The 13,128-nt window shown below is 50.5% G+C and carries 11 protein-coding genes; 5 read left to right on the forward strand and 6 right to left on the reverse strand.

What is annotated here, in order from left to right:
- Positions 1 to 47: 47 nt before the first annotated feature.
- Positions 48 to 998: a site-specific tyrosine recombinase XerD gene (gene xerD / locus I2F54_RS01145; RefSeq protein WP_009122140.1), complete on the reverse strand. Its 951-nt coding sequence runs from the start codon at positions 996 to 998 to the stop codon at positions 48 to 50.
- A 66-nt stretch (positions 999 to 1,064) separates the two neighbouring features.
- Here xerD and aroQ point away from each other — a divergent pair, with 66 nt between their 5' ends.
- From aroQ to I2F54_RS01160, 3 genes are all read left to right on the forward strand, one after another.
- Complete coding sequence (gene aroQ / locus I2F54_RS01150; protein WP_022218518.1) at positions 1,065 to 1,484, forward strand: type II 3-dehydroquinate dehydratase; 420 nt, start codon at positions 1,065 to 1,067, stop codon at positions 1,482 to 1,484.
- Between the two features lie 100 nt (positions 1,485 to 1,584).
- Positions 1,585 to 3,042, forward strand: coding sequence for a pyruvate kinase (gene pyk, locus I2F54_RS01155; RefSeq protein ID WP_087412126.1), 1,458 nt, complete (start codon positions 1,585 to 1,587; stop codon positions 3,040 to 3,042).
- 89 nt (positions 3,043 to 3,131) lie between these two features.
- Positions 3,132 to 3,761 carry an O-methyltransferase gene (locus I2F54_RS01160; protein WP_195500350.1) on the forward strand — a complete coding sequence of 210 codons (630 nt, stop codon included), beginning with the start codon at positions 3,132 to 3,134 and terminating at the stop codon, positions 3,759 to 3,761.
- An 86-nt stretch (positions 3,762 to 3,847) separates the two neighbouring features.
- Here the strand turns inward: I2F54_RS01160 and I2F54_RS01165 are convergent, their stop codons facing one another.
- From I2F54_RS01165 to I2F54_RS01175, 3 genes are all read right to left on the reverse strand, one after another.
- Positions 3,848 to 5,080 carry an FtsX-like permease family protein gene (locus I2F54_RS01165; protein ID WP_009122144.1) on the reverse strand — a complete coding sequence of 411 codons (1,233 nt, stop codon included), beginning with the start codon at positions 5,078 to 5,080 and terminating at the stop codon, positions 3,848 to 3,850.
- A 123-nt stretch (positions 5,081 to 5,203) separates the two neighbouring features.
- The gene (gene rbfA, locus I2F54_RS01170; protein ID WP_009122145.1) at positions 5,204 to 5,542 is read right to left on the reverse strand and encodes a 30S ribosome-binding factor RbfA; all 339 of its coding nucleotides are present in this window, start codon (positions 5,540 to 5,542) and stop codon (positions 5,204 to 5,206) included.
- 580 nt (positions 5,543 to 6,122) lie between these two features.
- On the reverse strand, positions 6,123 to 8,639 hold the full coding sequence (locus tag I2F54_RS01175; protein ID WP_195500351.1) for a YfhO family protein: 2,517 nt from the start codon (positions 8,637 to 8,639) through the stop codon (positions 6,123 to 6,125).
- Positions 8,640 to 8,839: 200 nt separating this feature from the next.
- Here I2F54_RS01175 and I2F54_RS01180 point away from each other — a divergent pair, with 200 nt between their 5' ends.
- Complete coding sequence (locus I2F54_RS01180) at positions 8,840 to 9,544, forward strand: 5'-methylthioadenosine/adenosylhomocysteine nucleosidase (protein WP_195500352.1); 705 nt, start codon at positions 8,840 to 8,842, stop codon at positions 9,542 to 9,544.
- A gap of 24 nt (positions 9,545 to 9,568) precedes the next feature.
- The gene (locus I2F54_RS01185; protein WP_022218514.1) at positions 9,569 to 10,057 is read left to right on the forward strand and encodes an S-ribosylhomocysteine lyase; all 489 of its coding nucleotides are present in this window, start codon (positions 9,569 to 9,571) and stop codon (positions 10,055 to 10,057) included.
- Positions 10,058 to 10,720: 663 nt separating this feature from the next.
- Here I2F54_RS01185 and I2F54_RS01190 read toward each other — a convergent pair.
- Both I2F54_RS01190 and I2F54_RS01195 read right to left on the reverse strand, forming a co-directional pair.
- Complete coding sequence (locus tag I2F54_RS01190) at positions 10,721 to 12,367, reverse strand: AMP-binding protein (protein ID WP_039950785.1); 1,647 nt, start codon at positions 12,365 to 12,367, stop codon at positions 10,721 to 10,723.
- Positions 12,368 to 12,477: 110 nt separating this feature from the next.
- On the reverse strand, positions 12,478 to 13,053 hold the full coding sequence (locus I2F54_RS01195; protein ID WP_004291603.1) for a helix-turn-helix domain-containing protein: 576 nt from the start codon (positions 13,051 to 13,053) through the stop codon (positions 12,478 to 12,480).
- Between the last annotated feature and the right edge of the window lie 75 nt (positions 13,054 to 13,128).

Here is a 13,128-nt window from a genome sequence, read left to right on the forward strand (position 1 = left end):
TAATTCTCTTGGCAATTTGTTAATAATACTATCACATTTATTATAATTTAATAAACGCCATGCTCTTTCCGGTATTTAATATTGCGGGGATGATGCTCGATAATTTCACTTCGGAGCATGTTCCGGTCGATATGCGTATAAATTTCCGTGGTGGCGATGGATTCATGTCCCAACATGCACTGAATTGCCCGCAGATTGGCGCCGCCTTCCAGCAAATGGGTGGCAAAGGAATGGCGGAACGTGTGCGGGCTGATATTCTTGGTGATGCCGGCCTTTTCCGCCAGTTCTTTAATCATGTGAAACACCATGATGCGGGAGATACGATTGCCCCATCGTGCCAGAAATACGTAATCTTCGTATCCTTTCTTGATTTTTCCCAGGTTACGGTCTGCAAACCAATACTTTATTTCTTTGATGGCGCGGGGGGAGATAGGTACCAGGCGTTGTTTGCTGCCTTTGCCTTCCACCTTGATGAATCCTTCCTCGAAGTAAAGGTCGGAGATTTTCAGGTTACACAGTTCCGACACGCGTAACCCGCAGCTGTACAGCGTCTCCAGAATGGCACGGTTGCGTTGTCCCTCTTTCTTCTCCATGTCCACGGTGGAGATGATTCTGTCGATTTCTTCTATGGTGAGTACTTCCGGTATCTTGAATCCTATTTTGGGGCCTTCCAGCAGTTCGCTCGGGTCGGCTTCCAGATAGTCGGCAATCACCAGAAAGTGGAAGAAGGACTTGATTCCGGAGAGTATCCGGGCTTGGGAGCGGGGATGTATGCCGATGTCGTGGAGTCCTGCGGCGAAGCGTTGCAAATCATCCGGCGTAACATCCGGAATGTCTATGTTCTCCCCGTCCAGAAAGTGCAGAAGTTTCTGTAAGTCCGTCATATAGGCATCGAACGTATTGGATGAAAGCGCCTTCTCCAGCCTGATATATTGCTGATACTTCCTGATTATCACCGCTCGTTTTTCCTTATTCGCTGATTTCTCTTCTACTTTCATTACTTTTTCCTATCTTTGCACCTTGAAAGAATGTTCTCTGTGGACAAAGGTATAAAAAAATGTGTTATGAGAATACAGATTATTAACGGCCCCAATATAAATCTGTTGGGAAAACGTGAACCTTCCATTTATGGCAGTGTTACTTTTGAAGACTACCTTGCCGAACTCCGTAAAAAGTATGCGGATGTACAGATAGACTATTTTCAATCCAACATCGAAGGAGAGTTGATAGACAAGATACAGCAGGCGGGTTTCGATGCGGACGGTATCATCCTGAACGCGGGTGCCTACACCCATACGTCCATTGCTCTGCAAGATGCGATCCGGTCGGTCACCGCTCCGGTGATTGAGGTTCATATCTCTAATGTACATGCCCGAGAGGCGTTTCGCCACGTATCCATGATAGCTTGTGCCTGCCGGGGTGTTATTTGCGGCTTCGGGCTGAACTCCTACCGTCTGGCATTGGAAGCGTTAAAGGAATTATGAATTATTAATTATGAATGACGGGGCGGACGGCGTTTCTGCGAGGCAATCCGTAATTCTTCATTCATAACCCCATCATTAATATAAAATTAGGTACAAGATTATGTTATTAAAACAGACAAAAATCGTTGCGACGATTTCCGATCAGCGCTGCGATGTTGATTTTATAAAACAGTTGTTCGACGCAGGTCTGAACGTAGTACGTATGAATACGGCTCATGCGGGCCGCGAAGGCTTCGAGAAGCTGATAGCCAATGTACGTACGGTTTCCAACCGCATCGCCATCCTCATGGATACGAAAGGTCCCGAAGTGCGTACGACTGTCCTCGCCGAGCCTGTTCCCTTCAAGGTAGGCGACCGTGTAAAGGTAGTAGGCAATCCCGACCTGCAGACCACCCGCGAATGTATCTCCGTTTCCTACCCTAATTTTGTAAACGACCTGAATATCGGCGGCCATATCCTCATCGACGACGGCGACCTGGAACTGGTGGTTATAGAAAAGAATGCGGACTATCTCCTGTGCGAGGTACAGAATGAGGCTACCTTAGGCAGCCGTAAGAGCGTCAACGTGCCGGGAGTACGCATCAACCTGCCTTCACTGACGGAAAAAGACCGCAACAATATCCTCTACGCCATCGAGAAAGACATCGACTTCATTGCCCACTCTTTCGTACGCAACAGACAGGATATTCTTGATATAAAAGCCATCCTCGACGCTCACAACAGCGACATCAGAATCATCGCCAAGATTGAGAACCAGGAAGGTGTAGACAATATCGACGAGATTCTCGAAGTGGCCGACGGCGTTATGATAGCCCGCGGCGACCTGGGTATCGAAGTTCCGCAGGAACGCATTCCGGGCATCCAGCGTTTGCTGATCCGCAAGTGTATCCTGGCCAAGAAGCCGGTGATTGTCGCTACGCAGATGCTCCACACCATGATTTCCAATCCGCGTCCTACCCGTGCGGAAGTTACGGACATCGCCAACGCCATCTACTACCGCACGGATGCCTTGATGCTGAGCGGCGAGACCGCTTATGGCAAATATCCCGTTGAAGCCGTCAAGACCATGACGAAAGTTGCCGCCCAAGCCGAAAAGGACAAGCTGGCGGATAACGACATCCGTATTCCTTTGGACGAAAACAGCAATGACGTAACAGCCTTCCTCGCCAAGCAAGCGGTAAAAGCCACTACGAAATTAAAGATCCGCGCCATCATCACCGACAGTTACAGCGGCCGTACCGCCCGTAACCTTGCCGCGTTCCGTGGCAAATACCCGGTGCTCGCCATCTGTTATAAGGAAAAGACCATGCGTCACCTGGCGCTTTCATACGGCGTGGAAGCCATCTACATGCCCGAACTTGCCAACGGACAGGAATACTACTTCGCCGCTCTCCGCCGCCTGCTTCAGGAAGGCCGTCTGCAACCCACCGATATGGTAGGTTACCTGAGTAGCGGTAAAGCCGGCACGCAAACTTCCTTCCTCGAAATCAACGTAGTGGAAGACGCTCTGAAACACGCTCAAGACAGTGTGCTGCCGAACAGTAACAGATACTTGTAAAATTATAAATTGAGAATTGAGAATTAAAAAATGATAGCCCGCTGACAGGCATTTATTTTTTAATTCTCAATTCTCAATTCTCAATTTATATGACATTAGACGAATACATCCTGCGCCACATTGACGACGAGGGCGACTATCTGAAGGCTCTTTATCGCGATACGCACCTTAAATTGCTTTATCCCCGTATGGCTTCGGGACATTTGCAGGGGCGTATGCTCAAGATGTTTGTCAGGATGATACGTCCCCGCCAAATATTGGAAATCGGGACATATAGCGGATATTCCGCGCTTTGCATGGCGGAGGGACTGCCGGACGATGGGATGTTGCACACGTTCGAAATCAATGACGAGCAGGAAGACTTCACCCGTCCCTGGTTGGAGAACTCGCCCTATGCCGGTAAGATAAAGTTCTATATAGGCGACGCCTTGGAGCTTGTGCCCCGGTTGGGAATCACTTTCGACCTTACTTTTATCGACGGCGATAAGCGCCGTTACATCGATTATTATGAAATGGTGCTGGCGCGTCTTTCGGAAGGAGGCTATATCATAGCCGACAATACCTTGTGGGACGGACACGTACTCGAAGAACAACCGCACCGCACAGACTTGCAGACTATCGGCATAAAAGCTTTCAATGATTTGGTGGCCGCAGACAATCGTGTGGAGAAAGTTATACTCCCGTTGCGGGACGGACTGACGATTATACGTAAGAAATAATAAGTTTGCATCATCCCCCTTCACTTTCACAATCCCTTTGTATCATACTGTTCATGGGGATTCGCGGGTGAAGGGGGATGATGCTTTTATTTTTTAAGCAGCCGCTTGCTCAGGTACCGCACCGGATACCATACCGAAAGGAATCCGACGGTGATAACCGTTATAAATACCAGTATGATGTCCGTCGCATGCACGCTCACCGGATAGGCGTCCACAACAAAACTTCCGTTACCGCCGCCCAGGGATATCAGTCCGAAACGCTGTTGCAGGAAGCACAGCAGCAGTCCCAGCGCAATTCCGGCAATGGCTCCGAATACTGAAATCAACCGCCCTTCAAAAAGGAAGATACGGGCAATCAGCCGGTCGTCGGCGCCCAGATTACGCAGTGTTTCCGCATCCTCGCGCTTGTCCAGTATCAGCATGGACAGCGAGCCGATGACATTGAAACAGGCAATCGTAAGGATAAAGGTAAGGAACAGGTACGAGATGAGTTTCTCAATCTCCATGATGCGGAATACATCGGCTTGCTGCTCGTAGCGGTTCTGCACAGTGAAACGGTCGCCCAGCATGCGTTCCATTTTCTTTTGTACGGCATTGGTGTTGCTGCCCGGTTTCAGTTTCAGTTCGATGGCGGAAACTTCCGTATCATAGTTGAACAGGCGTCGCGCAAAGCTCAGCGATGTAAGGATATAACGCGCGTCGTACTTCTGCTGGTTGACGACAAACACCGCTCCCGGTGAAAACAGATAGTCCTGATTGAAAGCCGCCGACGGATTGGCGATGTTGACGCGTACGTTCCTTTTGGGCGCGTACACCCGCAGCGGGTCGACAAACTGAATCCCCGTACCCAGTTCGGACACCAGTTCCACCCCCATAAACCCGTAGTCCACGACGGAATCGTTCAGTATAAACTCCCCCGTACCGTACAGCAGGCTGTCTATGGACGTCAGTTGCTCGAAGTTGTCCTCTACGCCTTTGATAACCGCCATTGCCTGACGGTCTTTGTACTGTACCATCGCGTTTTCTTCCAGCGTTTCCGTCCAGATATCTATTTCGGGCAGGGCGCGTACTTGCTGCACGCGCGATTCGAGCGGGTCGAACACCTTTCCCTCCCGAACGGTGATTTTCAGTTCCGGGTCGAAAGCCGTGAAGAATCCCGCCACCATATCCTGAAACCCGTTGAATACGGACAGCGTGCACACCAGCGCCAATGTAGCTAACGCCACCCCGCATACCGATATGCCGGATATGATGTTGATAGCATTGTGCTTCTTCTTGGAGAAGAGATAGCGGCGGGCTATAAAAAAAGGAAGGTTCATGGGGAGTGATTAGCGGTTAGTGATTAGTGGTTAGCGGTTAGTGGTTAGTGGTTAGCGGTTAGTGGTTAGTGATAAAAGCCACTCATTTACATTAATCACTAATCACTAACCACTAATCGCTATCTACTGGTTCCCAAGCAATTCGTCGATTCTTTCCAGATAATCCAGTGAGTCGTCCACGAAGAACTTCAGTTCGGGAATGATGCGAAGCTGGTGACGTACACGGGTTCCCAACTCAAAGCGGATGGACTTCATGTTCGCATTGACGTTCTTGATGATTTCCTCGCTCTTTTCCGAGGGGAAAACACTGAGGTAGGCGCGTGCCACGCTCATATCGGGACTGATGCGTACGGCGCTGACCGAAATCAGTATGCCGGGCATGGATTTGGTCTGCAACAAGAAGATGTCGCTCAACTCCTTTTGGAGCAGGCGGGCTATTTTGTTCTGTCTGGTAGTTTCCATACTATATCGTTTTTTTGATTTGAAGAGCAAAGTTACTGAAATATATCGTTCTGCCGGTGATTTATACCATTTTTTTCATTCTTTTCCTTATAGTGTAATCTGATTTATGACGCTGTATGGCTGTGTTTTCATCTATGCGGCATTCGCTTTGGCTGCGAGGAAAACAGGGTATTGACTATTGTCAACAGGTCTGTTTACTGTTGTCAACGGTTCGAGCGGCTGTTGTCAACCGGGCTGTTGACAGTAGTCAACACCCTGTTTTCGTCGTGAGAAAAAACAATTCTCCCTATGGCAAAACAGCCTTTTCCCGGCAGCTTATAAAGAAGAAGCACAGGGGAAAACGAAGTTTTACCATAGGGAGACAGCTATATCGCCCCGTTCCGTCGATGAAATCGGCCGGTTCGTAGATTTTATTTGCGGTTGCTTGCGCTACGTTCTACTTTTGATGTGGATAGAAGTTTGCAGAGACTCTCTCTAAATAGCGTTTTTTCATGTATTATTGACGTAGAACCGCCTTTACCCGTGAGGGGCAGAGGCGGTTTCCTTATTCAGACGATGTCTGTGTCTCCTGCTGCTGTTCTTAATCTTGCGCGGCTTTCTTGCGTGCAATCAGCACAACTGCCGCAACTCCGATAATCAGCAGCGCCAATGCTCCGTAGGCGATGCTTTCCGTTACATGCAGGCTCTTGGGGTCGAAGCGCATCTCGATGGTATGTTTGCCGGCAGGCACATACAGGGTGCGCAGCACGTAATCCGCACGTCCCAGTCCGGCCGGTTGCCCGTCGATGGTTACCTGCCAGCCGTCCGGATAGTATATCTCGGAGAATACGGCGATACCGTCGCCCGCATTGTCCGTTTCGTAAACCAGGCGGTTGGGCTCATAGCTTGTCAGGCGGATGGAGGAAAGGCTGTCTTTGTAGGCTTCGGCAGTACCTTTCAGCACATCTTTGAAACGGGCGTCGACAACGGCGGTTTCAGTGGGAAGAATGGTTTTGAGCGCATCGATTTCCTCATTGGCGTTGTTTACGTATTGCACGTTCTTTACAAACCAGGCGTTGCCGTTGGCATAGGGGTTGAGGATGGGAACGGTCTGCCCCTGCTGTCCGGCGGGGAAGATGAAGTACTTGGTGTTCAGCATGTTCAGTACGCGGAATTTGGAAGCGTCCACGCTGTCCATTTCTCCGCCTGCGGCGGCTATCGCTTGGTAGGCGGCCTGCATCTCGGGAGAGATATGACGCTCTATCAGTTCTTGGTAGCGGCGCAGTTTGGCGGCATGATACCCGCCTATGTTCTTGTGCCAGTAGGAAGTATTGTTCTCGTTGAACGCGTCGGTGGCAAAGTTCAGCACACGGTAGTCGGGAGCTTTGTCTTGCAGAATGAGCTCGTCGGTTTTGGTTTTGGTGAATGTTTCCGTCCGGATGGAACGGGGCACGAACTGGTCGTCGTGCAGGTAACGTTTGTTTACGGTCCACATGTCGGCAAGGCAGAGCGCCGTAATGCCTGCAACGGTCAGTGACCGGCGCAGCTTGCCGGCCGAGTGGAGCCAAAGCAGTGCGCATCCGATGCCTATAATGATGAAGCTCCGCAATGCGTCGGCGCTGACAAGCGCGCCCCGCATTTCCGCAAGGTTGGCGAGGATGCCGGACAGCTCGTTGGCGGGTATCATCTGCTGGTCGACGGCATTTTGCAGCATCTGCGCCTCTTGTGCGGGCACGAAGCCTGAGCCGAGGCTGCCCGGCGCAATGACAAGCAGCAGGGCTACGCCGGCGGTGAGCGCAAAGCTGATGCCGAAGGCTTTCTTGTTCGTTTTCCATATGCCGGGCTCTTCCAATACACGCTTCAGGGCGAAAATCGCGAGCAGGGGAATGGTAAACTCAGCTATGACGAGGATGGACGATACGGCGCGGAACTTGTTGTACATCGGGATGTAGTCGATGAAGAAGTCCGTCAGCGGCATGAAGTTCTTACCCCATGCCAAAACGATGGAGAAGAAGGTTGCTCCCAGCAACGCCCACTTCAGAGGGCCTTTGACGATGAAGCAGCCCAGCACGAAGAGGAACAGGACGAATGCACCCACATAGACGGGGCCGGCCGTCCAGGGCTGGCTGCCGAAGTACTGCGGGAACGAGTTGTAGAGGCTGCCGTACATCGGATTGGCCTTTTCCATGGCGGTTTCGCTCTGGCTGAGGGGGGCGGCGGAAGAGCCGCCTTTGAAGTTGGGGACGAGGAGTGTCCAGGTTTCGCCGATGCCGTAGCTCCAGTTGGTGATGTAGTCGCGGTCCAGTCCGCTGCTGGTTTGCTTGGCGGCATTGCCGGTCTGCACGAGCTCGCTCTTGCCGCGCATGGTTTCCTTGCTGTACGTGTAGGTGTGGTAGAGGTTGGAGAGGTTGGCGGCCACGCCGATAAGGGCGGCGACGAGCAGTACGGCGCTTGCCTTGAAAAACCCGGGCAGCGTCTTGTTGCGCCATGCGTCTTCAAAGTATGCGCCTGCGATGAACAGAATGACGAACAGGAAATAGTAGGACATCTGCACATGGTTCGACATGATTTGCAGGGCGATGAAAAAAGCCGTCAGGATACCGCCCGCCAGCAGCCTGCCCCGGTAGGCGAGTACGATACCCGCTATTGTGGGCGGGATATAGGCGAGGGTGATGAACTTCCAGATGTGTCCCGCCGAAATCAGAATGAAGAAGTAGGACGAGAAGGCCCACATGATGCCGCCCAACCCTGCCAGCCATGCCGGTATGCCGAATACCCGCAACAGGATGTAGAAGCCCAGCATCAGGATGAACGTCAGGTTGACGTAGGTGGGCAGGAAGAGCTGGTATATTTTCTGTGTCCATTGCAACGGCACGGTAGAGTCGTAAGACGGCGCTATCTGGTAAGTCGGCATTCCGCCGAAAAGGGAATTGGTCCAGCGGGTGCGTTCGCCTGTCTGTTCGTAATACTCTTTGGCTTCTTGTCCGGCGCCGGCTCCGGCAGCGGTGTCGTGCTGGAACAGGATGCGTCCTTCCATATCCGCCGGGAAAAAGTAGGCGAAAGAAATCAGGACGAATGCCAGAACGGCAATTAAGTCGGGAAGAATCTTCTTTATCATCTTGCAGGGTTATGGTTTATGTGGGGGAGTTAAAGGGGTAGAGGAGCTAACTCCCTTAACTCCTAATCTGAATTTCAGCGGCAAACTTATACATAAATATTGATTTATGCACCAGTTGGATAGAGAAATCTGCCGAAATATCGTACCTTTGCCTTTCCGAAAATCATAATTCATAAATCTGAAATCATAAATCAGCAGGCATGACGATAGGTGTTATCAGCGCAATGGATAGCGAACACCGCCAGTTGGCGGAGCGTTTGCAGGAGAAGAAAGTGACGGGCGACGGCAATTTCCGCTATGCGGAGGGCATGCTCGGCGGTAACCGTTTGGTACTTACGCAGTGCGGCATCGGCAAAGTAAGCGCGGCGGTGGGAGCCGCGGAGCTGATACGCCGTTTTGCTCCGGATTGCGTTGTCAGTACCGGTGTGGCGGGTGGCATCGATGCCTGTCTCAAGGTGACGGATGTGGTGGTGAGCGAATCGCTGGCGTACCATGACGTGTGGTGCGGCGAGGGTAACGAATACGGTCAGGTGCAGGGATTTCCCGCGGCGTACAAAGGTTGCGTCCCGTTGTTGGAGCATGCCTTGTCTCTGAACAATACCGGATTGGAAAGCCGTATTCACGGCGGACTGGTTTGCACCGGCGACCGCTTCATAACGGACCGTACCGAACTGGATGTCATCAAACACCGTTTCCCGGCGGGACTGGCTGTCGATATGGAATCCGCTGCCATTGCGCAGACCTGCTATCTGTACGGCATTCCTTTCCTCAGCTTCCGTATCGTCAGCGATACGCCGGGCGTGGAAGACCACTCTTCGCAATATGCCGATTTCTGGGGTACGATGGCGGAACGTTCCTTCCTTACGACATGGACTTTCCTTTCCACCCTGCCCGACAAATTATAACTCATAACTCACAACTTATAACTTATGAAGAAGATTCCCAGCTTTACCATCGATCACATCCGTTTGCTGCGCGGCATTTACGTATCACGCAAGGATGAAGTGAACGGAGAAGTTATCACTACTTTTGATATCCGTATGAAGGAGCCCAACCGCGAACCGGCTTTGGGACAAGGCGCCCTGCACACTATCGAGCATCTGGCTGCCACCTACCTGCGTAATGAACCGCAATGGCAGGACAAGATTATTTATTGGGGGCCTATGGGCTGCCTTACCGGTAACTATCTGCTGATGAAAGGCGACTTGCAGCCGCAGGACATCGTGAAGCTGATGCAGGACACTTTCCGCTTTGTCGCCGAATATGAGGGCGAAGTACCCGGCGCAGCTCCGCAGGATTGCGGCAATTATCTGCTCCACGACTTGCCGATGGCAAAATGGGAGTCCGCCAAATATCTGCATGAAGTGCTGGAACAAATGACGGAAGGCAATATGAACTACCCCGAGAAAGTGGAGTGAGTGGTTGGTTGAATAAATGCTGAAATTTAGTTTATAGCAGTAACGGTGCCATAGAGTAACCTAAGGCTGGAAGTAAGGCCGAAAGCCTTTTCATGGCACTGTCCATAATTTTGTGTAAATGTAAACTACGGAACTCATTCTGAATCCCGTAGTTTACATTTACACAAAATATTTTATAGTGCCAACTCATACTGAATCCCGTTTACATTTACACAAAAATATGGACAGTGCCCTTTCCATCTTTACGCCTGAAAGCCTCTTATCTTTAAGCCTGAAAGGCTTTTATCTTATAGCCCGGGGTAACACCCTGGGAATGCGAATATGAATAACATTGCGCCCTGAAAGGGCAAAAGATGAATCTGCAAATGTTTTGCCCTTACAGGGCGCAGAGCTCCGGGAACATTTATTCCCGGGGTGTTACCCCGGGCTATACGATAAGAAGGCTTTCAGCCTTAAGTTACTCTATGGCACCGTTACTGATATAAACTAAATTTCAATATTTACTTATTTACTTACTTATTTAGTTGGTTGCTTGCTTGGTTAGTTGGTTGGTTACTTATTTATTTATTTATTTGGTTGGTTACTTATTTATTTATTTAGCTAGTTAGTTACTTACTTATTTAGTTGGTTATTTACTTCTTTACTTAGTTTACTCCTAACTGCTTAAATAATTTCTATTCCTTGCTCCTTGCAAAGTTGCAGCCCTACGTCTTTCAGTTTGAATTTCTGTATCTTGCCGCTTCCTGTCATCGGGAACTCTTTTACAAAGAAAATATATTTGGGAATCTTGTAGCGGGAAATCTTGCCGATGCAGAAGTCGCGTACATCCGATTCGTGCAAGTCGGCTCCTTCGTGCTGGATGATGAACGCGCCGACCGCTTCGCCGTACTTCTTGGAAGGGATACCGGCCACTTGTACATCTTTGACACCTTCCAATTGATAGAGGAACTCCTCGATTTCACGCGGGTAGATGTTCTCGCCGCCGCGGATAATCATATCTTTGATACGTCCGGTGATACGGTAGTTGCCATCCTCGTCTTTTACGCCCAAGTCTCCGGAGTGCAGGAAACCGTTCTTGTCGATGACCTCGGCTGTGGCTTGCGGATTCTTATAGTAACCTTTCATGGTGTTGTAACCGCGGTTGCACATTTCGCCTTGCACGCCTACCGGACATTCCTCGCCGGTTTCCGGGTCGATAACTTTCACTTCGGTATGCTCAAAGTCGCGTCCTACGGTGTTGCAACGCACGTCGAACGAGTCGTCGATTCGTGTGGCGGTCATGCCGGGAGCGGCTTCCGTCAGGCCGTAAACGCTGGTTACTTTCATGTACATCTTTTCCTCTACCTGCTTCATCAGTTCGACGGGGCAGAGAGAGCCGGCCATGATGCCCGTACGCAGACTGGACATATCAAACAGGTCGAACATCGGATGATGCAGCTCGGCGATGAACATCGTGGGTACGCCGTAGAGTGCGGTACATCGCTCTTTGTGGACGGACGCAAGCACCACGAGCGGGTTGAAGCGCTCTACCATGACTTGCGTACAGCCGTGAGTGAGGCAGTTCATCGTGGCGAGCACCACGCCGAAGCAGTGGAACAGGGGCACGCAACAACAGAGCTTGTCATCGGAGGTAAACTTCATGTGCTCACCGGTGAGGAAACCGTTGTTGGCGATGTTGTAGTGGGTAAGCATTACCCCTTTCGGGAATCCGGTTGTGCCCGAAGTGTATTGCATGTTTACCACATCGTGGCAGCTTACCTGGCTTTTGAGCTCATCCAGACGGGTATCTTCCACGTTATTGCCTAAGAGCAGAATCTCGGACGTGTTGTACATTCCTCTGTGTTTTTCCTGCCCTACGTAGATGACATTCTTCATATAAGGAAAACGCTCGCTTTTCAGATGTCCGCGCTGGCAGTTCTTCAGTTCCGGCAGCATGGTGTAGGTCATCTGCACGAAGTCGCTGTCTTTTTCGCCGTTGACGATACAGAGCGTGTGCATATCCGAGTTCTCGCACAGATATTCCAGCTCTGCCTGTTTGTAGTTGGTATTTACCGTTACGTAGACGGCGCCTATCTTGGCGCAGGCATACAGCAGCGTCAACCAGTCGGGTACGTTTGCCGCCCAGATGCCGACGTGCGTTCCCCGCTCCACGCCGATAGCGATAAGTCCTTTTGCCATGTCGTCCACCCTGCGGTTGAACTGACTCCATGTGAAGCGTAAATTACGGTCGGAGTAAACAATATATTCTTTGTCAGGTGTATTTGTGGCCCAATGCTCCAGCCATTGGCCAAGCGTTCTTTCGTATAACATAGTAGAATTGAAAGTTGAGAGTTGAAAGTTGAGAGTTATGAGTCTGAAGTTAGGTTTCGCCGTCATGCCGTATAGTAACCTCCAACTCTTAACTTTCAACTTTCAACTGTTTAAATCGGTGTATAAATTACTGCCAGTATTTTGGCTGCCTGTCCTTCGTAGGCATGTACATGGTGCGGTACGATGGAATCGTAGTAGATGCTGTCTCCTTCTTCGAGAAGGTAGGTGTTCTTGCCGTAGCTGATTTCCATGGTTCCTTCCATGACCATGATGAATTCTTCGCCTTCGTGTGATGAGAGTACGAAGTCGCTGTCGTCCGTAGGGGCTACGTCGATGATAAACGGCTCCATGTGGCGGTCGGCCTTGGACTTGGAAAGGGAATGGTACTCCATGTGCTTGCGCGAGTGGATGGCATTGTTGGAGAAACTGATGCTGTCCTTCGCTTCCGACTTGCGGCATACCACAGGGCCGTTTTCGTCCTGGTCGTCGAGGAACGTGCCGAGGCGTACGCCCAGTACACGGGCTATTTTGATAAGCGGCGCCAATGAAGGCAGGTCGATATTGTTTTCAATGCGTTCGATTTGTTCGATGGCGAGCCCCGAACGTTGCGCCAACTCTTCCATACTGATGGACTGGCTTTCGCGGAGTGACTTAATCTTTTCTCCTACAATCTTACTTGTATCCATAATTTGATAGTATTTTCAGTCTAAAAGGTTATGATTAATAGCTGTAAGCTGCAAAAATAAGATATTCTTTTACTT

The sequence above is a fragment of the Bacteroides clarus genome, assembly GCF_015555825.1.
Lineage (GTDB): Bacteria > Bacteroidota > Bacteroidia > Bacteroidales > Bacteroidaceae > Bacteroides > Bacteroides clarus.